Origin of the sequence: Nocardia sienata NBRC 100364, assembly GCF_001613205.1 — a bacterium.
GTDB classification, from domain to species: Bacteria; Actinomycetota; Actinomycetes; order Mycobacteriales; family Mycobacteriaceae; genus Nocardia; species Nocardia sienata.
In genome coordinates this window covers 89,661-111,035 of record NZ_BDBX01000033.1, presented here as the reverse complement: position 1 = coordinate 111,035, position 21,375 = coordinate 89,661, and the positions used below count along the sequence as shown (strand labels likewise).

The 21,375-nt window shown below is 68.1% G+C and carries 21 protein-coding genes; 6 read left to right on the top strand and 15 right to left on the bottom strand.

Annotation, left to right across the window (positions count from 1 at the left end):
- Positions 1 to 139: 139 nt before the first annotated feature.
- The 4 genes from NS4_RS18590 to NS4_RS18575 form a co-directional block, all read right to left on the bottom strand.
- Positions 140 to 496: a hypothetical protein gene (locus tag NS4_RS18590; RefSeq protein ID WP_063060788.1), complete on the bottom strand. Its 357-nt coding sequence runs from the start codon at positions 494 to 496 to the stop codon at positions 140 to 142.
- 77 nt (positions 497 to 573) lie between these two features.
- The gene (locus NS4_RS18585; RefSeq protein WP_063060787.1) at positions 574 to 2,106 is read right to left on the bottom strand and encodes an acyl-CoA synthetase; all 1,533 of its coding nucleotides are present in this window, start codon (positions 2,104 to 2,106) and stop codon (positions 574 to 576) included.
- Positions 2,107 to 2,311: 205 nt separating this feature from the next.
- Entirely contained in the window at positions 2,312 to 3,214 is a 903-nt protein-coding gene (locus NS4_RS18580; protein ID WP_063060786.1) for a phosphotransferase family protein, read from the bottom strand.
- Between the two features lie 29 nt (positions 3,215 to 3,243).
- Positions 3,244 to 3,573 carry a hypothetical protein gene (locus NS4_RS18575; protein WP_157106111.1) on the bottom strand — a complete coding sequence of 110 codons (330 nt, stop codon included), beginning with the start codon at positions 3,571 to 3,573 and terminating at the stop codon, positions 3,244 to 3,246.
- A gap of 214 nt (positions 3,574 to 3,787) precedes the next feature.
- Here NS4_RS18575 and NS4_RS18570 point away from each other — a divergent pair, with 214 nt between their 5' ends.
- From NS4_RS18570 to NS4_RS18560, 3 genes are read left to right on the top strand one after another with little or no spacing between them, the layout of a single operon-like run.
- The gene (locus NS4_RS18570) at positions 3,788 to 4,117 is read left to right on the top strand and encodes a hypothetical protein (protein ID WP_063060784.1); all 330 of its coding nucleotides are present in this window, start codon (positions 3,788 to 3,790) and stop codon (positions 4,115 to 4,117) included.
- Positions 4,098 to 4,619, top strand: a complete 522-nt coding sequence (locus tag NS4_RS18565; protein ID WP_063060783.1) for a DUF6879 family protein — start codon at positions 4,098 to 4,100, stop codon at positions 4,617 to 4,619. The genes NS4_RS18570 and NS4_RS18565 overlap by 20 nt, the downstream gene beginning before the upstream one ends.
- Positions 4,616 to 5,473: a helix-turn-helix domain-containing protein gene (locus NS4_RS18560; RefSeq protein ID WP_063060782.1), complete on the top strand. Its 858-nt coding sequence runs from the start codon at positions 4,616 to 4,618 to the stop codon at positions 5,471 to 5,473. Before NS4_RS18565 ends, NS4_RS18560 begins: the two co-directional genes overlap by 4 nt.
- A gap of 128 nt (positions 5,474 to 5,601) precedes the next feature.
- Here the strand turns inward: NS4_RS18560 and NS4_RS18555 are convergent, their stop codons facing one another.
- The 9 genes from NS4_RS18555 to NS4_RS18515 form a co-directional block, all read right to left on the bottom strand.
- Positions 5,602 to 6,426 (bottom strand): alpha/beta fold hydrolase, encoded by an 825-nt coding sequence (locus NS4_RS18555; protein WP_063060781.1) that lies wholly within the window; start codon positions 6,424 to 6,426, stop codon positions 5,602 to 5,604.
- Positions 6,423 to 6,932, bottom strand: a complete 510-nt coding sequence (locus NS4_RS33450) for a hypothetical protein (protein WP_245665515.1) — start codon at positions 6,930 to 6,932, stop codon at positions 6,423 to 6,425. The genes NS4_RS18555 and NS4_RS33450 overlap by 4 nt, the downstream gene beginning before the upstream one ends.
- A 476-nt stretch (positions 6,933 to 7,408) precedes the next feature.
- The gene (locus NS4_RS18545; protein WP_063060779.1) at positions 7,409 to 8,065 is read right to left on the bottom strand and encodes an alpha/beta fold hydrolase; all 657 of its coding nucleotides are present in this window, start codon (positions 8,063 to 8,065) and stop codon (positions 7,409 to 7,411) included.
- Positions 8,062 to 8,763 (bottom strand): biuret amidohydrolase, encoded by a 702-nt coding sequence (gene biuH / locus NS4_RS18540; protein ID WP_063060778.1) that lies wholly within the window; start codon positions 8,761 to 8,763, stop codon positions 8,062 to 8,064. Before biuH ends, NS4_RS18545 begins: the two co-directional genes overlap by 4 nt.
- Positions 8,760 to 10,073, bottom strand: a complete 1,314-nt coding sequence (locus NS4_RS18535) for a cytosine permease (RefSeq protein ID WP_084487488.1) — start codon at positions 10,071 to 10,073, stop codon at positions 8,760 to 8,762. Before NS4_RS18535 ends, biuH begins: the two co-directional genes overlap by 4 nt.
- Complete coding sequence (atzD, locus tag NS4_RS18530) at positions 10,070 to 11,128, bottom strand: cyanuric acid amidohydrolase (RefSeq protein ID WP_063060777.1); 1,059 nt, start codon at positions 11,126 to 11,128, stop codon at positions 10,070 to 10,072. Before atzD ends, NS4_RS18535 begins: the two co-directional genes overlap by 4 nt.
- Positions 11,125 to 12,303: a solute carrier family 23 protein gene (locus tag NS4_RS18525; protein WP_084487487.1), complete on the bottom strand. Its 1,179-nt coding sequence runs from the start codon at positions 12,301 to 12,303 to the stop codon at positions 11,125 to 11,127. Before NS4_RS18525 ends, atzD begins: the two co-directional genes overlap by 4 nt.
- Before the next feature lie 282 nt (positions 12,304 to 12,585).
- The gene (locus tag NS4_RS18520) at positions 12,586 to 13,251 is read right to left on the bottom strand and encodes a GntR family transcriptional regulator (protein WP_063060775.1); all 666 of its coding nucleotides are present in this window, start codon (positions 13,249 to 13,251) and stop codon (positions 12,586 to 12,588) included.
- Positions 13,252 to 13,752: 501 nt separating this feature from the next.
- Positions 13,753 to 14,274, bottom strand: a complete 522-nt coding sequence (locus NS4_RS18515) for a hypothetical protein (protein ID WP_157106110.1) — start codon at positions 14,272 to 14,274, stop codon at positions 13,753 to 13,755.
- 751 nt (positions 14,275 to 15,025) lie between these two features.
- Between NS4_RS18515 and NS4_RS18510 the strand changes: the two genes are divergently transcribed.
- Positions 15,026 to 15,580, top strand: coding sequence for a hypothetical protein (locus NS4_RS18510; RefSeq protein WP_063060773.1), 555 nt, complete (start codon positions 15,026 to 15,028; stop codon positions 15,578 to 15,580).
- 710 nt (positions 15,581 to 16,290) lie between these two features.
- On the opposite strand, the gene NS4_RS18505 is transcribed toward NS4_RS18510, so the two are convergent.
- Positions 16,291 to 17,436 carry an LLM class flavin-dependent oxidoreductase gene (locus NS4_RS18505; RefSeq protein WP_063060772.1) on the bottom strand — a complete coding sequence of 382 codons (1,146 nt, stop codon included), beginning with the start codon at positions 17,434 to 17,436 and terminating at the stop codon, positions 16,291 to 16,293.
- 193 nt (positions 17,437 to 17,629) lie between these two features.
- Between NS4_RS18505 and NS4_RS18500 the strand changes: the two genes are divergently transcribed.
- A complete protein-coding gene (locus NS4_RS18500; protein WP_063060850.1) occupies positions 17,630 to 18,847 on the top strand; it encodes an acyl-CoA dehydrogenase family protein in 1,218 nt (405 codons plus the stop codon).
- The gene (locus NS4_RS18495; RefSeq protein WP_063060771.1) at positions 18,847 to 20,277 is read left to right on the top strand and encodes an LLM class flavin-dependent oxidoreductase; all 1,431 of its coding nucleotides are present in this window, start codon (positions 18,847 to 18,849) and stop codon (positions 20,275 to 20,277) included. The genes NS4_RS18500 and NS4_RS18495 overlap by 1 nt, the downstream gene beginning before the upstream one ends.
- Here the strand turns inward: NS4_RS18495 and NS4_RS18490 are convergent.
- Entirely contained in the window at positions 20,270 to 21,157 is an 888-nt protein-coding gene (locus tag NS4_RS18490; protein WP_063060770.1) for an alpha/beta fold hydrolase, read from the bottom strand. The genes NS4_RS18495 and NS4_RS18490 overlap by 8 nt on opposite strands.
- Positions 21,158 to 21,375: the final 218 nt, after the last annotated feature.

Genomic DNA, 21,375 nt, shown 5'->3' with positions numbered 1-21,375 from the left:
ACCTTCCGCGCACGGTCGTCGAGCGGCCGTAGTCCGAGCATTCCTCGAAAGTCTGCCACAGGTGCAGCGGAGATAGCAGGGCTACCGGGCGGTTGCCCTCACCAGGGCCGCAGATGTCCCCGGCGGTGCGGGTCGCCGGTCACTCCGCGGGGACGGTGCTCGCGCCGATCCCCAGGTAGAACAGCGTGATCAGGAAAAGGAACCAGCCCGCCCCCTGCCATATCGGCCAGGGCCCGCCACGCCGCCAGACCCTGATGGTTTCCACGAAGGCGCCGATACCGCCGGCGAGCAGTACGAGACCGGGCCCGAAGAGGACGGCGGTCTGGGCGGCGGTGTCGCACAGCAGTGCGTCGGCGTCGCGGCACCGCCCGGTGGCCGCCCAGAGGGCGGCGACCGCGCAGACCAGCGCCGCGACCCCGAGCACGACGAGCGCGTAGCGCACGGCCCGCCGGAAGTTCCCGTCGTCGGACCAGCGTTTCTCTGCATCGTTGGTCATCGCACAGTCCTCCTGCCCGCCGTGTTTCCCGATGGCAGCAGGACAAACATCCCCGGTCGGCACGTGTGGCCGACCGCTCAGAGGTATCGGTCGCGGAGTTTGCCCTTGACCAGCTTGCCCGTCGGCGTACGTGGTAGTTCGTCGGCGAAGTCGATACTGCGCGGCACCTTGTAGTGGGCCATGCGCTCGCGCAGGTAGTCGCGTAGTTCCGCGGCGAGTTCCGGGCCGGGGGCCGCTCCCGGCGCGGGTTGGATCACGGCTTTGACCGATTCGCCCATCTCCTCGTCGGGGATCCCGATCACGGCGACATCGAGCACCGCGGGATGCAGGGCGAGCGCGTCCTCGATCTCCTGCGGGTAGATGTTCACCCCGCCGGAGATGATCATGAACGCTTTGCGGTCGGTGAGGAACAGGAAGCCTTCGGCGTCGACGTAGCCGATATCGCCGGTGGTGGTCCAGGTCGGATGGTCCGGATGGATCGCCGCCTCGGTTTTCGCCGGGTCGTTGTGATAGGCGAAGGGCAGTTCGTCGCGCTCGAAATAGATCGTGCCGATCTCACCGGCCGGCAGTTCCGTGCCGTCCTCTCCGCAGACCCGGATCGAGCCCATGCCGGCCGGGCCCACCGAACCCGGTTTGCGCAGCCACTGCTCGCTGTCGATGAAGGTGGCGCCGTTGGCCTCGGTGGAGGCGTAGTACTCGTAGAGCACCGGACCCCACCATTGGATCATCGCCCGTTTCACGTCGACGGCGCAGGGCGCGGCGGCGTGCACGGCGACCTTGAGGCTGGAGATGTCGTAGCGGGAACGGACCGCCTCGTCGAGTTTCAGCATCCGGACGAACATGGTGGGAACCCACTGGCTGTGCGTGACGCGATAGCGCTCGATCGCGGCCAGGGCCTGCTCGGCATCGAAGCGCTCCATCACGACCAAGGTGCCGCCGAGAGCGTGGACGACACCGCCGAACCGCAGCGGTGCGGCGTGGTAGAGCGGGGCGGGCGATAGATAGACCGATTCGGTGTCGAAACCGTAGAGCGGACCGAAAACGGCGGTGTAGGGGTCGCCGGGGGGATCACCGACCTGCTGGTCCGACAGGGGCTGTTTGATGCCCTTGGGCCGCCCGGTGGTGCCGGAGGAGTAGAGCATATCGGCGCCGCGCGGCTGGTCGGGCAGCGGTTGCGCGGGCTGGGCGGCCAGCGCGTCCTCGTAACTCTCGTAGCCTGCCACCGGACCGCCGAAGGCCAGCCGGATCTTCACCTCGGGCGTCTGCTCGGCGATCGCCTCGGCCGCTTCGCGCAGACCGGCGGACGCGATCAGCGCCTTCGCGCCGCAATCGTTGACGATATAGCTGATCTCGGCCGGCGAGAGATGACGGTTCACGGCGGTGATGTAAAGCCCCGATCGCAGAGCCGCCCAGTAGGCCTCGTAGACCTTCGGGTCGTTACCCGAGAGCAACGCAAGGTGGTCACCGCGGCGCAATCCGGCGTCGTGCAGATGCCGCGCGAGCCGGACCGAGTTGTCCTCCAGCTCCCGGTAGGTCAGTGTCTTGCCGGTCTCGGCGACGATAACGGCTGGCTTATCAGGGAAATTATCGACATGCGCGCCGGGATACATACTGCTCCTCTGCGGAACGAAGCGATCGGAGGACGACCGCCGAGCCGAGCCGGGGCCCGCGACGCGTGCACGCCACCGACCCCCACCGGGCAATCGCCCGGCGACCGCGACGATAGCGGAAAGTGAACAGCGATTCGTCGGTTTTCCGGAACTGGCGAGCCCGGGCGGTATTCCGGGCCCGGTTCCCGTTCCGGGCCGCGCCGGTTCACGCGGTCGGGTACAGCCACCTCAACGCGGCAAGGCTCTTGTCGAGATATTCGGGCAGCCCGTTCTCGAGCCCGTAGGCCATATCCTCCAGCACGCTGCACCTGGCATAGAAGGCAGCACGGGTCCGGATCGGCCGCAGGTCATCGGCACCGGCCCGGTAATTGTCCAACGCCGTGTCGAGAGCGGCCGGGCCGAGGTCGCGATAGATGAGGCCGAAATCATAGGCCGGGTCGACGAGCGCGGCATCGCTCCAATCGATGACGCCGGTGACGCTTCCCGAAACCGGGTCCACGAGGACGTGCTCTGTTCCCAGATCGTTGTGGGAGAACACCAGGCCGTAGCGATCCTCCACGGGCGTCGCTCCGAGGAACGCCTCCACCGCCGCGCGGTGCCCGCGCGGCACAGCGTCGGCGACCAGCTCGTAGGTCCGCGCGGCCTCCTCGAGCCACAATTGCCCGGGCTGGTCGTCGGTGTCCACCAGGTCGGCCATCCGGTCGACGGGTGCGGCATGCAGAGCGGCGAGGAATCCACCGAGCGCAGCAGCGACCGGCCGCGAATAGGCCGATCGCTGCGCCGCGGGCAGGCCGATCAGCGGTCGGCCGGGGAGTCCGAAATACGCGAGGCAACCCTGCTCGGCGACCCGGAAACAGGGTTCGGGAACCGGCAGCGGCGAGAACTCCGCGACGGTGGCCAGAAGAGTGGCTTCCTCGATCACCCGCGCGGCTCGGCTCTCGGGATCGGGCTCCTTGCCGAAGCGCACGATCAACTCGCCATTGACCTCATAGGCGATGTTGTCCTCCCCCTCCCCGAGTAGCGCTACCGAGTCGATCCGGTAGTCGGGCAGTTGCGCGGCCACGATGTCGCGGACGTCTGCGGCGCGATCGCCGTCCCGAATTCCCATGCCATGACTCTAGAACTCCTGCGCGCGGGTCAGCAGCCGTCGTCGGGCGGCGGTTGGTCCGCACGTCGGAGGCCGGCCCGGATCTCGTGTACCGACGCACCCCGGCCGAAGTGGTTGTGGCCGTGGGTTTCCCCGGGTACGGACGCATCGTTGCCCACCGTCGCGACCTCGGGCCCCCCGCCCGGCACGAGTTCGACCTCGAAATCGCCCGGTGCGGTGCCGCATCGGGCGATCAGCCGGTACGCCTCGCTCCGGATGGCGGACTCCTCGTCCACGATCTTCCGGACGCCGAACGCAGGTGCGCAGATGAGCCAGCGGTCCCCGTATCTGCTCACCTTCACCTCGAATCGCATGCTCACCCCTTGGTCGTATGGCCCACCCGCACAACTGGTTCCCGGCACGGTTATCGGGCGCGACGGTTGATTCGACGTTAAGGAGTCCAGACCGATCATGGCGAGCAGTGAGCACAAGTTTGCACAACTACGCTGCGCTCTTTTCCCCGTCACAGCGGAGAAGTGCATCATGTACGGAGTGCGGGAAAACTCGTGCTAACCATCGAACAGGGGTTGAAGTATGCGTCTGCGGTTTCTCGGTAAGGGGGGCTCGGATCTCGGTGGATGCCCCAGTCTGTACACGACCGATCAGGGAAGCTATCTGGTGCAGGGATGGGAGACGGACAGACCGGCGACCGTCGAGATCCCGCATCTACTGCTCGGTTACGCCGAACCCGACACCTTCATCGGCGCGCCCATGCAGGATACCGGCCGGGGAACGTTCACACTCGCCGGCCGTCCGGTCGCCGAGCGTGAGATCTTGGAGCAGCTCGATCTGGCACCCGACGAGGTCGCGATCGAGGTCCCGAAGACCAGAAGGACGTTCTACGGTGCGCTATCTTCCGCATGAGCCGCCGGACTGGACCGCGCTCTTCCGCGAATGCGTCTCCGAGGCATTCCATCTCGAAGTCCGCGACGTCTACGCCGTCCCGGCCGAAACCGGCCGGCTCGGTCGCTTCCTGGACGGCCGGCCCGCGCTACCGGACGATCAGAAGACGCGGTGGAACACGCTGATCCGGGAGACGACCGGCCGGGGCGTCACGGTACGGAGGGTCCGCGTGGTGTCGGTGCCGCACAGCGACTATCACCGCTGGTTGCTCTCGGTGACCGGCACCAATACCGACGCGGGCGAGGATATCCGGTACGTCCCGCGGCATCTGGCCGGCGACGTGCCCTCGGACGACTGGTGGCTGATCGATGACGATCGCGTTGTCTACAACCTGGTCGACGAGCACAGCAAACCCGCCGGTCTCGCGGTGACGACCGACCGGGGGATCATCCAGTACGCCCGGCGCGTGAAGCACCGGCTCTGGGACATGGCAACGCCCTACACGGAATATGTCGACAGATGAACGAAGTGCACGACGCGCGCGAAGCTCTCGGGGCACGATTGCGGGAGTTGCGGCGCCAGGCCGGCCTCACCAACCGCAGACTCGCGCAGCTCTGTGGCTGGCACGAATCCAAAGTGAGCAAGATCGAGTTCGCCCGGATCAGACCCTCCGCCGACGATATCCGCGCGTACTGCCGCCACTGCGGCGCCGAGGACCAGCTACCGGACCTGCTGGCCACCTCGAACACCATCGAGGTGGCCTACCTCGAGTGGCGCAAGATCCTCGGCACCGGTCTCGGTCGCCGACAGCAGAAATCGCTGAAATTGGAGGCGGCGGCCACCCATATCCGTGATTTCCAGCCGCAGATCGTGCCCGGGCTGCTCCAGACAGCGGAGTACGCGGCCGCCAAACTGCGCCGCGGGATCGAATTCCACCGCATCCCCGACGATGTCGAGAACGCTGTGTCCAAGCGGATGGAACGGCAGCGCATCCTGTACCAGCGCGACCATCTGTTCCACTTCCTCATCGCCGAGCAGGCCCTCTACACCACGGTCGGTGACGATGCGGTGATGATCGGCCAGCTCGACCGGTTGTCCTCTCTCATCGGTATGCCCCGCGTGACCATCGGAATCGTTCCGTTCACCGCCGAAGCGCTGGTGGTGTCCACGAATTTCGCCATGTTCGACAACCGGCTGGTCATGGTCGAGGGGACCGCCGCCGAGCTCACCATCACCCAGCCGCGCGAAATCGATGTGTACGGGCGGGCGTTCGATGCGCTGGCCGGGCAGTCGGTGACAGGGGAGGCGGCGCGGGGGCTTATCCACAAGGCCCAGCGCGGGCGCATCGCGAATACCGGGACGGCCGACCGCCGATGACCCTCGAACGCCGGCGGCGTGCCGTGCCGGCCGTGGAACGCCCGTGCCGCCGACACGCGGGGTGCCGAGCGACGGCGTCCACTCGTCGAAACTTCGGCCGCAGGTGCGAGGACGAACCCGCCCGGGGGTCAGCAGTGTGGTGCGTGGCGCCGGAGGAAGTCGTCGATGAGGGCGTTCACCACGTCCGGTACTTCGAGGGCCACCAGATGGGCGGCGTCCTCCACGAACGACAGCTCGGCACCGGGGATGGCGCGCGCCATCTCTTCGACCTCGACGGGCGGGAAGGTCGAATCCTGCCGGCCGCCGACCACCAGTGTGGGTGTGCGGATGGAGGCGGCGAGTTCGCGCTGGTCCGGACGGCGGATGACCACGCTGCGCACCGCGTGCGCCGCCGACCCGATATCGTTGGCGCGCACCGTGCGCCGCACCTGCTCGACCACCTCCGGCCGGTTCCGCATCGTCTCCGGACCCAGGAAGGCGGAGAGCGCGGCGTGCACGAGCGGTCCTCGGAACCCACCCAGCATGCGCGCGAGTGCGAGCAGGGCGCCGTATTCGAGGCGCTGCCGTGTCCCCGCCGGTGAGGCGGTGCCGTTCATGAGGACGGCCGTCAGCACCCGCTCCGGGTAGAGCGCGCTGAAGGTGGTGCCGGTCATGGCGCCCCAGGAATTACCCACGATGTGTGCGCGGTCGATCTCGAGGGTGTCGAGCACCTGGAGCAGGGCCTGTGCGCATTCCCCGAAAGTGAACGGCCGGTCCAGCGGGGTGCTCGCGCCGTGGCCCGGTGGGTCGATGGCGACGGTGGTGAACCGCGCGGAGAAATAGGCGACCTGGCCGTCCCAGAGCGCGTGGTCCATCAGCAGGCTGGGCCACAGCAGCATCGCCGGCCCCGCCCCGGTGATCCGGACGTGGAGCGTGCCCAGTCCGGTGGAAATATCCCGGTCCACTCCACTCAATTCGACTCTCCTGTGCCGACGGGCAACTGGTACGGCATCCGCTCGCCGACCACCCGCAGGTGCTGTTCGCTCGGGAGACAGCAGCGGCCGCTCTCGATATCGTGCACCAGATCGCGGTAGATGAGCTGCAACTCCGCGAGGCGGGTCCATTCGAAGTGCATGAGCTCACCGGACGGATCGTCGTGCCGCAACAGATGGAACGCGCGAGCGGCGCCGGCGGCGATCACATCGATCAGTTCACCGAGGGTGCGTTCGTAGACGCGAATACCCGGGGTCGGTGCGGGCAGATGCCGCGAACTCCAGGCGTCGATCTCGGCGATCAGCGTCCGCCGGCGCGATTGCAGCCGGATTCCGGCGAGCCCCGCTTCGAGCCGATAGGACTCCGACAGTGCCGACGCGTTGCTGCACACCGGCCCCTCGGCGCGCCGGCCGCCGACCGCGTACAGCAACTCGGTGGCCGTGGGCAGGCACGAGGTGCCCGAGCCGGGCTGTGGCCGCACGATCACCCGCTCCTCGCAGTGGTGCGCGGCGGGCACCGCAGGGCGGTCGGGGAACCTTCGGCGCAGCCGTGGACCGACGAGCATCCTTTTCCGGGCGCGCGATACAACTGAACGTGCATTCGGGAGTCGTACTTTCGCGATGGATTCGGTGTGTAATGAACCGGCGGGGGTTCGAAGGAAGATTCAGCGGCCGACGGCTTTCACCGGCATCGTGTCTCTCCACCGCACAGCATCTCGAACTCCGATCGGTGCCGAATCCCCGGTGGCATAGCGCGAACGAGGAAGCGCGTCGCGTGCCCGATCGGACCTGGCATTGTCATCGTAAGGCGGCCCGGCGGCCTCGCCTATGGGCCGGCGTCATGAAACATCGGCGCGCTCTCGTGCTGCGCGCACAAACGGAATCGTGCCCCTGTCCGGTCGGACCGGACTCGCCGCCGTAAACGGAGAAACATCGTATGACCATTCGTTTCATTCACCGCCGGTTACGGGAAAGGGGGCAGGCGGTACGAGCCGAGGTCGGCGCCGCAACGCCGCCGGACCCAGTGCGCCAACTGCCCGGGGATCTCCAGGTGTGCCGCGTGCCCGGTGCCGGGAAGGACCCGCCACTCGATGCCGAGGGCCGAGCCCAGATCGCGGACGGATCGGTGCCTGGTCGGCGACGAGGACCGGCCCACGGTCAGCGTGATCCGGTCCGCCGCCCGGCCCACCGGCCCGGGTTCGAACGCGCGGAACATCGCGAGTTCTCCGGCGACGGTGTCAGGCGAGGCCGTCGTGAGCTCCGGTGTCCAGCTCGGACCGTAGAGAGCTGCGCCGAATCCGGCCACCCCCTGCCGCCGGAACGCCCGGGCAACCTCGTCCAGCAGGCCCGGCGCCAGCGACCCGGCCGCCGGTTCGTGCAACAGCGCCCCGGCGAATTCGACACCGCGGGCGGCCAGCTCCAGGCCCAGGGTCGCACCGCCGCTGACCCCCACCACGAGCGCCGCCTCGCACAGCGGCGCGAGGGCGGCGATCTCGGTGTCCATATCACCCGACTGCGGACGGTCGGGGGCATAGACCTCGGCGGCCGGGCCGAGAGCGGCGATCGTGCCCGCCCACACCCGGCTGTCGGTGGCCACGCCGTGGATCAGGACGACTCTCATGCGGTGACGGACTGCTTCCCGAGGGCGGCCAGCAACTGATCGGAGGTGGCGACCGCGCCGAAGATGCCGCCCTGCATGGTGACCATGCTCAACGCCGCCTCATGGTGTTTGCGTTCGGTGGCCCCGGTGCAGTCGGAGAGGATCAGGCATTCGTAGCCGCGGTCGTTGGCCTCGCGCATGGTGGTGTGCACGCAGACATCGGTGGTGATACCGGTGAGGATGATGTGGGTGATCCCGGCGCCGCGCAGCAGCAGGTCGAGATCGGTGGCGTAGAACGCGCCCTTGCCGGGCTTGTCGACGACCGGTTCCCCGGGGATCGGCGCGACCTCGGGCACGATCTCCCACCCGGGCTCACCGCGCACCAGGATCCGCCCGCACGGGCCCACACTGCCGATCTCCGCACCGACCTGCGCGGACCGCCAGCGCTTGTTGGCGGGGAGATCGGAGAGGTCGGGGCGGTGGCCTTCGCGGGTGTGGATCACCGTGAGACCGAGTTCGCGGGCGGCGGCCAGGACGCGGGCAGTGGGTTCCAGGCCGGCCCGGGTGAGGGACAGCTCGTAGCCCATCTGGTCGACGTAGCCGCCGGGTCCGCAGAAATCGGTCTGCCAGTCGATGAGCAGCAGCGCGGTGCGCGCCGGGTCGATCGGGCCGTCGAATGGCCAGGTGTAGGGGGTGGCGTCCACGGTTGTCGGGGTCATGCGGTGAGCTCCTTGTCGCGTCGCGCGGTGAGGGCCGCGCCCAGGGTGAGAACCAATGCGGCGGCGGCGAAACCGATGACGGCGTCCGACAGCCACGGGGCGAGTCGATGAGTGAGCAGGGCGGCGACCGCGCCGCCGGCCCAGGCGGTGAACGCCGGCAGGTGCCAGCGGGCGCGGCGGTCGCGCGGACCGAGACCGAACGGGGGCAGGACCAGCTGATCGAGGATGACCACGGCGCCGATCGGCGGCACGATCACACCCAGCAGGTTGAGCCACTGTTCGAAATACGACCAGATGCCCGCCACCGCCAGCACCACGCCGACCGCGCCCAGGACGAGGGTCAGCCGCCGCATCCGGCCGCCGGAGAGCTGGCTCCAGCCGACCGCGCCGTTGTAGAGGCAGTGCGCGCAGACCGAACCCAGGTTGATGAATACGAACGCCACGGCCAGCGGGACCAGCAGGCCCCCGTGGTCGACGAGGAGCCCGAGGAAGTTCCCGCCGTCGGCGGCGGGATCGGCGCTGCCGCCGAGGGCGACCACGAGTCCGCCGATCACCAGGGCGATCGAATTACCCACCGGGAAGGCCGAGGCCGCGGCCAGGAAGGCTTCGCGGCCATTGCGGGACCAGCGGGTGAAATCGGCGGTCATGGTGCCGGAGTCGATGAAGGAGGCGATGACCAGGGTCACCGCCGCGCCGAAACTCATCGCCGCCGCGCCGGCCTGCCCCTGATAGGACGTGGGCGAACCACCGCCGTCGGCGACCGCGAGCCCGATCGCGACCAGCCCCAGCACGATGTACACCGGCGCCGCGATCATTCCGATCGCCGACAGCGCCCGGATACCGAGCAGGGTCACCGCGATGAAGCCGAGCCCGGCGGCGAGCGCGGTGAACTGTTCGTGCCAGCCGAGGGTGTCGTGCAGAATCGCGCCGGTCATACCGGTCTGGAAGGCGAACCAGCCGATCACCACGGTCGCCAGGAAGGCCGAGGGAAGGAAAGCGCCGGCTTTACCGAAGGTTTCGGCGGCCGACAGCGCGAAGTTCTTCCCGGTGCGTCCGGCGAGCACGCTCAGCGCGCCGACGTAGAGCATCATGCAGATATTGCCCACCGCGATGGCGAGCAGCCCGAGCCAGAAGCCGAGCGCGTAGACGATCAGTCCGCCGAAGATGGCGCAGGTCAGCACCATCGGGAAACCGAACCAGACCGCGGAGACCGAGCCCAGGCCGCGCCGCCGGTCGGCAGGCACCGGCACGTTCTCGAACTCCTCTAGCTCCCAGTTCTTCTCGGGTTCGGTCAGCGTCGTGGTGGTCATGGCGCACCTGTCCCTTCGGGGGTGGGGAGTTCGTAGATCACGGTGACGCTGCCGCCGCCCGGTGGACCCTGGTGTTCGGCGCCACCCGAGACGTAGACCGCGCCGTCGCCCTTGAGCGCCGCCAGCAGGCCGCCGACGGCGCCGCGGGCATGCCGGGTGGCGTTGATATCGGAGTCGGTGAGCATGGTGTGGCGCAGCCCGCGGACCGAACCGCTCGGATCGGCTTCGGCCTTGGCGAAGATCTGTCGCACGGTGCCACCTGCCGCCGCGACCTGCGCGAGCAGCCGCTGCACCGAGGCCAGATCGATCGCGTCGGCCATCTGCCCGTGCAGTGCGCGCAACGGGTTGGCCGCGGTGGGGCTCTCGGCGACCACCAGCACATGGCAGTCGTCGAGTTCGGCGCCCGCGCTGGCGGAGGCCCGGGCCGACCAGACATCGGCCACGCCGGCCAGGGCGCGCAGCGCGGTCTCCCGATCGCATTCACCCAGCGCGACCGCGATACCCAGCGAACTCGCCGCCCGCGACCAGCCCATCGACGCGTAGGTGTCGGTGGCGACCGGCGTCCGCCCCGCGGCGTGCAGCGCGGTGATCTTGTCGGAGGTGAGTAGCGGGCATTTCACCAGCACGAGATGGACATCGGCGGCGGTGACACCGAGCTCGGCGAGCAGTTTGCCCACGGTGTCGGTGACCGTATCGACCTGCTCGGCCCGGCCGATTTCGCCGGGGTCCAGGACCCGGCTGCGGCGGGCCGCGGCGACCAGGCCGCGATCGAACCCGCCGTGGCGGCGCTCGTCGCGGACGAACATGTTCACGTGCGGGCTGAGCACCCCCTCGGTGCCGCCGGAGAACACGGTGACGGCGGCGTCCGGGATCCGGGGCTCCCAGACGGCGGTGGCCAGGGTACGGCTGAAATCGTTGACGCAACCGTTGCCTTCGGTTTTGCCGATCACCGAGACGAGATCGTCGGCGCGGAAACCGGTCTCGGTCAGTACCTCGAAGGGCCGGGTGTCGCCGGGATCTGTGGTGGGCACGGTCAGCAGGGCGATGCCGGTCATGCGGCGTTCTCCTTCGGGGTGCGGGCGGGGGTGAGGTGGTTGAAGACGAGGTTGAGGACGAACGCCACGATGACCGTGCTGGTGATCGCGCCACCGGCGATGATCCGGACCGAGGACGGGAGCCCCTCGTAGACCTCCGGCGCGACCACCGGGATCATGCCGATACCCATGGCCAGCGAGACCACGAGCAGGTTGTCGTTGCGCGAATAGTCGACCCGCGCCAGCGTGGCGATGCCGACTCCGGCGACGGTCGCGAACATGACCAGGCTCACCGAACCGATCACCGCACCCGGCAGATTGGCGACGACCTCGCCCATCTTCGGCACCAGTCCGAGTGCCACCAGCAGACCACCCGCGACGGCGACGGCCCGGCGGCTCGACACCCCGGTCATCCGCACCAGGCTCACGTTCTGCGCGAAGATCGTGTCCGGGAACGAGGTCAGGAAGCCGCCCAGAACCGCCGAGGCGCCGTCGGCGCCCAGGGCGCGGGCGAGCCGGTTCGGTTCCAGCGGGCGGCCGAGATGGTCGGCGGTGGCCATGAGGTAGGCGGTGGATTCGGTGAAGATCACCAGCATCACCAGACACATGGAGATGATTCCGGCGATCGGGAAGGTGGGGGTGCCGAACAGGAACGGGTCGGGCAGGCCGAACCAGGCGGCGCTGCCGACGGCACTGAAATCGGTGAGCGAGAGTGCGGCGGCCGCGAGCGTGCCCGGCACCAGCGCGATCAGGACCGCGGACTGCGCGACGAGACCCCGGCCGTAACGCATCAGCACGATGATCATCACGACCACCCCGAGGGCCAGCGCCAGCGGCGCGCCACCCGCCGGTTCGTCACCGAAGGTCATGGAGACGGCCTTGCCGATCAGGATCATCGGCGTCACCGCCGTGAACGAGGCCCCCGCCACCACCGGCATCCGGGCCCCGAGCAGCTTCCCGATACCGAGCGCTTGCACGAGGGTGATGACCCCGGCGACCAGCAGGTCGGCGTTCACCAGGGTCGCGATGGTGGAGGTGTCCAGTCCCAGGGCCGCGCCGAAGACCAGCGGGACCGCGACGCAGCCGGTGTACATGACCAGCACATGCTGGATGCCGAAAAGCGACGTGCGCCAGAACGGTAGGCGAGCGGGTGGAGCCAGCGGCGGCGACTGAGTCGGGGCAGCGTCTGTGGACATGGGACCTGGCCTCGGGCAGAAGAAACAAGCAACACCAGAATTTGTATACAAATACTGTTTCGCTGATGTTGCTCGAGGTTCCAGGGTTGTGAACTATGCAAGATCACGCGATGGTGGCGTAATTCTTGTATACAAACCTTGTCATTCGTACCGATCGGTCTGCCGTTCGGTACCCGAGGAGGAAAGCGGGGGGTCTGCGGTGGACCGGCCAGTTGCACCACACCCCTTCTCGGCCGCCTCCGGTCACCGGGCGATCACCCGGCCGGAGGCCCGGCGCTCGCCTCAGTCCGGCGTCGCCTCGGCGTCCATATCGGCGAGCAACTCCTCGTCCCGCCCGATGTGCTCGTCCATCAGGTACCCCGCCTGCACCGGCGACCCGTTGAGGATCGCCTGCGCAATCGCCGCGTGGTCACTCCACGAGATATGCGTGCGGCTCTCCAACCGCTGCCCGAAAATCCAGGAAACCCGCTCCAGGATCTGCTCCAGCATGGCCCCCAGCTGCTGATTACCCGACGCCTCGGCGACCAGGGTGTGGAACCGCAGGATCAGCGGCGGCAACTCCTCGTGCGCCTGACTGAGATCCGCCGAGCGGCCCAACTCCACCACCCGCGCCAGCTCTTCGGCCACCGGCCCGCCCTTCGCGCGCGCGGCCAGCTGCGCCGCCAGCACCTCGAGCCCCCGCCGGATCTGCACCAACTCCCGTGCCGCCGATCCCGACGGCGCCGATACAGTCGCCCCGCGATACCGCACCAGCGTGACGAAACCTTCGCTCTGCAACTGCGACAGTGCCTCGCGTACGGGGACCCGGGAGACCCCGAAACGCTCGGCCAGATCCACTTCGCGCAACCGGTCGCCGGGGGAGAGCCGGCCGGCGAGGATGTCCTCGCGGACGGCATCCGCGACGGCGGTACCGGGGGCGGTCCGGCGGGTGGGCTGGGAGTGGGTCACGGTGGTGAGGGTAATCGGGGCGATCGGGTCGGCGTGCTGTCGGACCAGGGAGGGGAGTCGTAGTCTGGTGCGCTACCGCGCTGTTCTTCTGTGGATCTGCAACACGCCAGATCGAGGTCGTGATGGGAGGGCGAAAAGTGAATGAAAATGGAGGCTTCTGCTTGGAAACCGCCTGATCAGGAAGTGTGCTCACCGCGCAGGCGGGGATGAGCCCTGGCCGACTGCGCCGACCTGGCTGCATGCTCCCTGCGCGCGGGGATGGCGGTCAGGGAACATCGACGACAAAAGTCACGCTTAGCGCGTTACCGCAGATAGCCGCGCACTATGTGCGGCAACTCAGTTCCGACCTGGCGCAACTGTCCCCAGTGATTCGGTCGACTCACGAAGCTATGTGCGGTGGTGCCCCGGATCGGCGCGAGTCTCGGCCTCTTGGAAGGCCAATTGGGGACTACCCGAACATTTCCCGCCGAGGTTCCTCGACCCCCGTAAGGATCGCGCGGGTCAGTGCTCGTCAGTGCTTTTGCGAGTGCGGCGGCGGCTACGGGTGGCCTCGCCGACCATTCCTTTCCCTTCAGGGTCGTACTCGTCGACCGGGGAAACGAAGGGCTGGAGCTTTCGACGTTCGTCTTCGGCGTGCTCCCGTTTCGTGGTGTACTGCTCTGCCTTGTCCTTCCAGCGGCTCTGAGCGGCTTGGCGGCTGATGCCGGCGGCGTCACCCAGTTCGGCCCAGGTTGCTCCGGAGTGCTTGGCCACGACCGCGGGCAGCGATGGATCCACCCCGGCGGCGACGAGGATGCGAACCTTGGCGAGCGAGAGAGCGCGCTCAGCGAGAACGCGTTGGTCGCTGTCGCGCAGCCCCCACCAGTCGGACCACTCTTTCCGCTTGGCGGGATCGGCGAGTTCTCCTGGGTGGGGCTTCTTCAGGGCCTCATGGGCCAGTTCTGTGCATCGAGCATCGAGGTAGCCAAGGAGTCTGCCCGCAAGATGGTCGTACAGTGGGGGCCCGGAGAGCTTTTCACTCACCGGGCGTTCCGAGGTGCTCTCAGTGTGCATTGTCACCCCAAGCCGACAGTGTCAACCCAACATTGACATAATATCCTGGTGATTCGCGCCCGATAATGTGATCTAAGTAACATTAATTCTGTGATCTGGACCACTATGGAAACGGCTGTGCGGGGTAACGCGAACCTGAATCCCCCGATCAAGTCGCTGAAGGCGTCCACTGCCGAGGTCAACTCTACCGTGAGGCGGAAGCGAAACTGCCCTCCGATTCGTATGGTTGACGCATGCCTTGCCGCCCGGTCTCCCAGGTATCGGCGACATCGGGACGGCGGAGCCAAACCTGGTGCGGCCGAAAGAGGTCCACCCGGCAGGGTCCGAGGGAGGCTATCCGCCGGCAAACATGATTGCTGACTCGATTGGCACAACACGGCGCAACATGTTGTGTCAGTAAGGAATTCGACCCACCGGATATAGGATGCGTTACGTTGCCGTGGTATTCGGCGGCGCACAACTGAAAACCCGTAGATAACGCCGAGGCCCCTGGTCGGAAGCGGAACTACCGGCAGGGGTCTCGAAGTTGTCTTTGGTCGGACGCCTTCGATGCTACGTCAGCCGAGGTGACCTGGAGATACCCCCGGCGTGATCACTCGTGCCCAGTGTTCCGCAAAGCCTGCTCGCTTCGGTCCAGTGTGATCCCACGTAACCCCCGAGTGGGGCCGATCGGAGCAGAGATGAACCGCAAGAGTATGTACCCCGAGGAGGTTTTGGCGCCATGCTGACCGCCTGGGGCGATGAAAGTGGCTCGCAGCCGCATGCCGACCCCGATACCTACATCGTGGCCGCCGCCCTCATTGAGGAAGGGGACGTCCAACTCGTCCGGAAAGCGATGAGCGATCTGCTACTGCCGGGCGAGAAGAAGGTCCACTGGCACGGTAGCAGCGAAGTGCGGCGCGGTGAGCTGATTCAAGCTGTGGCCGAACTGCCGATCTGCGGCATCTCCGTGGTCTACCACGCGGAAGGTACGAAGGATCGGCGCGGCCGGCGCAAATGCCTGGAATGCATCCTGCCTCATCTCGCGCTGCTGGACTGCAGTGGAATCACCCTCGAATCGCGGGGGACCCAAGACGCCAGCGACCGGGATATCCTGCACAAGTTCCGCGCCCGCAAGGTGATCGATGACAGCCTTCGGATCCACCATGAGATCGGCCGCGCCGAGCCGGTGCTATCGGTTCCCGACATCATCTGCGGGGCCGTCGTCCAACAGCGCGTAGGAAATCCGACCTACCTAGACGTGCTCTGTTCGGTGGTAGAGATCCACGAGATCTGACCCGGAAACGACGCGAGCCGTAGGCCTCGTCGTCCGGCGAGTAATCCTACGGCTCACTTCCAACCCCACCTCGATGGGGCGGCGATGTATCAACCGTAGCAGATTTACATACTGCGTATGCAAACTCTGTGATCGGCTATGCGAGCGCTATAAACCTGATCCGGCTCTCTATGCAGAGTCCTTTACGGGCGGTCGGACCGGAGATTCCCGGTAGATGCCCTGTTCGGAGTGCCGATTATCGCCAGGATCGACGGCATGTTGGAGAGCTTCCTGGGGGCCGCGGGCGCGGTCGGCGGTGTCGTGACCCTGGTGACCGCCCGCTGTCTACGTCCTCGCGCTGACCGCCGTCTTCGCCCGGGACCGGGACCGGCGGCTCGCGCCCCGGTGTGTGCTGGAGATGTTGTGGCCCTTCGGCCGGTGAGGATCGCGTTTCGGCTGCGCTTACAGTCGCACGACGGCCGAAACGGCAGTCGGAGAAAGGACGATCATTCGATCTCCCTTTTTCCTCGTCTGCGGCTCGAACCCTGAGCCGCCTGTCATCGTCGGCCCCGCACACGCGGGGATGAGCTCCCGCTCACCTGGGTCGCGACCGGCCTCGCCGCGTGCCCCCCGCGCGCGGGGATGAGTCCCAGCGCAGCCGGCCGTTGTCGAGCCGGTCGAAGTGCTCCCCGCGCATGCGGGGATGTATACGTGTTGGTGACGGGGGTGACTCAGCTGGTGGAGGCGGTGGCGAACGGGGTCCCGGTGGCCACGGCGGGCCGGTCGACCGGCCGGCGCCACAGGCCCTTCTTCTCCAGGATCGGCAGCACGCCCTCGCCGAACCAGTACGCCTCCTCGACGTGCGGGTAGCCGGACAGGATGAAGTGGGTGAGGCCCAGCCGCGAGTACTCGATGAGCCGTTCGGCGACCTCTTCGTGCGACCCGACCAGTGCGGTGCCCGCCCCGCCGCGGACCAGGCCGACGCCCGCCCACAGGTTGGGGGCGATCTCCAGGCGGTCGGTGCGGCCGCCGTGCAGTTCGAGCATGCGGCGCTGGCCAACGGATTCGCTCTTCGCGAGGTTGGCCTGTACGCGCGCGATATCGGCCGGGTCGATGCCCTGGAGCAGGCGGTCGGCCTCGGCCCAGGCGGCCTTGGAGGTGTCGCGGGTGATGACGTGCAGGCGGATGCCGTAGTCGAGGGTGCGCCCGCGGTCGGTGGCCAGGCCGCGGATCCATTCCAGTTTCTTGCCGACCGCGACCAGCGGTTCACCCCAGGTCAGGTATGTGTCGGCGTATTGCGCGGCGACCGGGCCCGCGGCGGCGGAGGAGCCGCCGAAGAAGACCGGCGGTACCGGGTCGGGGTGATTGTTGAGCAGGGCATTGCGGACCTGCAGATGTTTGCCCTCGAAGCTGATCGGTTCCCGCGATTCCCACAGTTCGCGCACGATGTGCAGGAATTCGCCGGTGCGCTCGTAGCGCTGCTCCTTGTCCAGGAAATCACCGAACGCCTGCTGTTCGTGCGGTTCGCCGCCGGTGACCACGTTGAGCAGCAGCCGGCCCCGGGAGTGCCGCTGGTAGGTGCCGGCCATCTGCGCGGCCAGGGTCGGGCTCACCAGACCGGGCCGGAACGCGACCAGGAATTTCAGGGTCTCGGTGGTCTCCACGAGCATGGCGGTGGCCAGCCAGGCGTCCTCGCACCAGGCGCCGGTCGGGGTGAGGACCGCTTCGAAGCCGTTCTCCTCGGCGGCGCCGGCGATCTGGTTCAGGTAGCGGAGCGAGGCGGGACGGTCGCCGGACATGGACGTGCCGTGACCACCGGCCATCAGGCCGCGGGAATCGCCGTAGGTGGGTAGGAACCAGTGGAACGACAGACTCACCGGATATCTCCTTCGAGGGGCTCTGGAGCGGACAGTGCGGTGGCCGAGCTCCTCGCCGGGCCGATCTGTGATCCTGACCGAGCACGGCCGCGATGTCACCGGTTGGAATCGGCGGGATTTTTTGCCGCGAGTGTTTCGAATCCGGCTGCGTGTAACCGGTGAGGCGGAGTGCGGGGTCGGTGATCGTGGATTGATGACTTCCTCCGCACAACCTGTCTCCGATACCGATCTGGACGCGGTGTTCGCGCCGATCTACGCCGATATCGCGGCGGGCGCGGTCGAGCGCGAAATCGACCGCCGGCTCGCCCACGACGAAGTGCGCCGGTTACGCGCGGCGCGGTTCGGCGCGCTGCGGGTGCCGGTCGAATACGGCGGGTACGGCGCGAGCGTGCGGCAGCTGTTCCGGCAGCTGATCGAATTGGCCGCGGCCGAGTCGAACCTGCCGCAGGCGCTGCGTGTGCATTTCGTGTTCGTGGAGGACCAGTTGCTCGCCGAGGACGGGCCGGTGCGTGAAGAGTGGCTGCGCAAGGTCTCGCAGGGGACGCTGGTCGGGAACGCGATCACCGAACCCGGCGTGGGCGCGGTCGACCGGTACCGGACAAGGCTGACACAGTCCGGGGACGGCTGGCTGCTCGACGGGACGAAGTACTACAGCACCGGGTCGCTGTATGCCGACCACATCCTGGTCGCCGCCGACCGGGACGGTGAGCGGGTCAGTGTGCTGGTGGACGCCGAGGCCGAGGGGGTGCGTCAGCACGACGACTGGGACGGTTTCGGGCAGCGGCTGACCGCCAGCGGCACCACCGAGTTCACCGATGTCGCGGTCGCGCAGGACCGGATTCTGGGCCCCGGTTACGGGGACGCGGGTGCCACCTACTCGACCTCCTACCTGCAGTTGTTCCAGCTCGCGGTGCTGGCCGGTATCGCGCAGCGGGCCGAACGCGACACCCGCGAATGGGTGGCCGCGCGCCGCCGCGGCTACACCCATTCCGCGGCCGATCTGCCCCGCCATGATCCGCTGGTGCAGCAGGTGATCGGCCGGTTGTCGGCCGCGGCGTTCGGTGCCCGCGCCAGTGTGCTGGCGGTCGCCGATGTGCTCGACGAGGTGCTCGCCGCCGGCGCCACCGAGGAGCAGGGTCTGATCGATGCCGAACTGGCGGCGGCCCAGGCCCAGCTCGGGGTGATCGATACCGTGCTGACCGCCACGACGCAGCTGTTCGAGGTCGGTGGTGCGTCCATCACCTCGGAGGGGCTGCGGCTGGACCGGCATTGGCGCAACGCGCGGACCGTCTCGGTACACAATCCGGCCATCCAGAAGGCCCGGGCCATCGGTGACCACCTGCTCAACGGCACCGCGCTGCCGTTCGCCTGGAGCGCGGGAGAGCGCAAACCGGTGGAAGGGGCGGTGTGATGGCCCGGCGGATCCGGTTCAACGCCTTCGATATGAACTGTGTCGCCCACCAGTCTCCCGGACTGTGGCGGCATCCCGAGGACCAGTCGCATCGGTACAAAGAGCTCGGCTACTGGACGGAGCTGGCCGCGCTGCTGGAGCGCGGGCGGTTCGACGGCCTGTTCATCGCCGATGTGCTCGGCACCTACGACGTCTACGGCGGCGACGATCGCGCGGCGCTGCGCAACGGCGCCCAGATCCCGGTGGCCGATCCGCTGCTGCTGGTCTCGGCGATGGCGGCGGTGACCGAACATCTCGGCTTCGGAATCACCACCGGCACCGGGTTCGAGCACCCGTATCCATTCGCCCGCCGGCTGTCCACCCTGGACCATCTGACCGGCGGCCGGATCGGCTGGAATGTCGTCACCGGGTATCTGCCCTCGGCCGCGCGGAATTTCGGGGCCGACGATCAGCTCGACCACGACGACCGCTACGACCAGGCCGACGAATACCTGGAAGTGCTCTACAAACTGTGGGAGGGGTCCTGGGAGGACGACGCGGTCGTCCGCGACCCGGAGCGCAATATCTATGTCGACCCGGCGAAGGTGCACCATATCGGCCACTCCGGGCGGCATTACACGGTCCCCGGGGTGCACCTGTCCGAGCCGTCGCCGCAGCGGACGCCGGTGATCTTCCAGGCGGGTGCCTCGCCGCGCGGAGTCCGGTTCGCCGCCGAGAACGCCGAGGCGATCTTCGTCGCCGCCCCGTCGAAACGGGTACTCGCGCAGACGGTGTCCGGTATCCGGGCGGCGCTGGAGGCGGCGGGCCGTGATCGCTACGCCGCCCGGATCTACGCGCTGGCCACCATCGTCACCGATGCCACCGACGACGCCGCGCGCCGCAAACACCGGGAGTACCTGTCCTACGCCAGTGTCGAGGGCGGCCTGGTGTTCATGTCGGGCTGGATGGGAATCGACCTGTCGCGCTACGACCTCGACGACCCGATCGGCGAGGTGGAGAGCAACGCGATCCGTTCGGCGGTGGCGGCGTTCCAGGAATTCGACGACGACGGCCGGGAATGGACGGTCCGCGATATCGGGCGCTGGGCCGGGATCGGGGGTATCGGGCCGGTGTTCGTGGGCTCCGGCGCGACGGTGGCCGACCGGTTGCAGGAATGGGCGGACGACACCGATGTGGACGGGTTCAATCTCGCCTACGCCGTCACGCCCGGGACCTTCGAGGACATCGTCCGGTACGTGATCCCGGTGCTGACCGAACGCGGCGTCTACCCCACCGACTACGTGCCGGGGACGCTGCGCAACGCACTGTTCGGACGCGGGGACCGGCTCCCGCCCGAGCATCGGGGCGCGCGCTATCGGCCGGGTGGGCCCGGTTCCACCGTGTTGCCGGACGAGGTGTCTCGCAACGTCGCCGGCGAACTGATCACCTAGTACGTGGCGGCCGGACCCGCGCGGCGCCCGTCGTGGTCTGTCCGAGCGTGAGCATCGCCTCGGCGACCTCGCCGACCGCCACATCGGGGATCGCGGTGGCGGCGTCTGCGAGGACGAGCAGCCGTGCCCCGGGGATCTCGCGCGCGATGGCCTCGCCGTTGCCGACGGGGAAGAACCGATCGCGGCGGCCGTGGACGACGAGCGTGGGAATTCCTATCTCGGGTAGGCGCTCGCGCCAGCGGGGTGTGCAGTCGAGCCTGGAAAACATCATGCCCAGCTGGTTGGCCATCTGGACCTGGGGTGTGGTCCCGGGTGTGCGGTCCCAGATGCGAGCGGCGAGTGTGCGGGCGGCGACGGGGTCGTCGCCGCGGATCTCCGCGCCGGCGGCGGCGAACTCCGCAACCGCCTCGCGGTCGGACCAATCGGGCATCGGACGCGCGAACAGCCGCCTCATCGTCGCCCGGTCGTGGTCGGGGAGGTCGTCGTCGGGCGGACCAGGGGCAACCGCGCGGGTGCCGACCAGGGTGAGCGCCGAGAACACGCCCGGATGGTCGAGCACGGCCACCTGGGCGACCATCCCGCCGACGCCGATCCCCGCGAGGTGCGCCGGCCCCCCGCCGAGCGCGTCGGCAAGGGCCGCCGCGTCGGCGGCGAGGTCGCGCAGGGTGTAGGCGGGCGCCTCCGGGTCCGTCGTCGTCGACTCCCCGCTGTCGCGCAGGTCGTAGCGCACCACACGGTGCCCGCCGGCGGCGAGGCGCTCGCACAGCGCGTCGGGCCAGGAGAGCATCGTCGTCCCGCCCGCGAGCAGAACGAGTGGCGCGTCGTCGTCACCGAACGATTCGATGCCCAAGGCGATCTCATCGATATCGACAGTGGTCATCGGATCACCGGAAGACGTCCCGGGTCGGGTGCGTCGCGGTCGATGTCGAGTCGCTCGCGCGCGGCGGTGACGGCGGCGGGCAGACCGGTGACGACCGTCCCGAGGCCGGTTGTCCGCCCCGACGGTGGCGGCGAACTCGTCACGACGAGCGCTCTGTCAGCGATGATCCGGGTCATGAAAGGGCAGACGCGATCCGCTGTCCGAACTCATCGCCCATA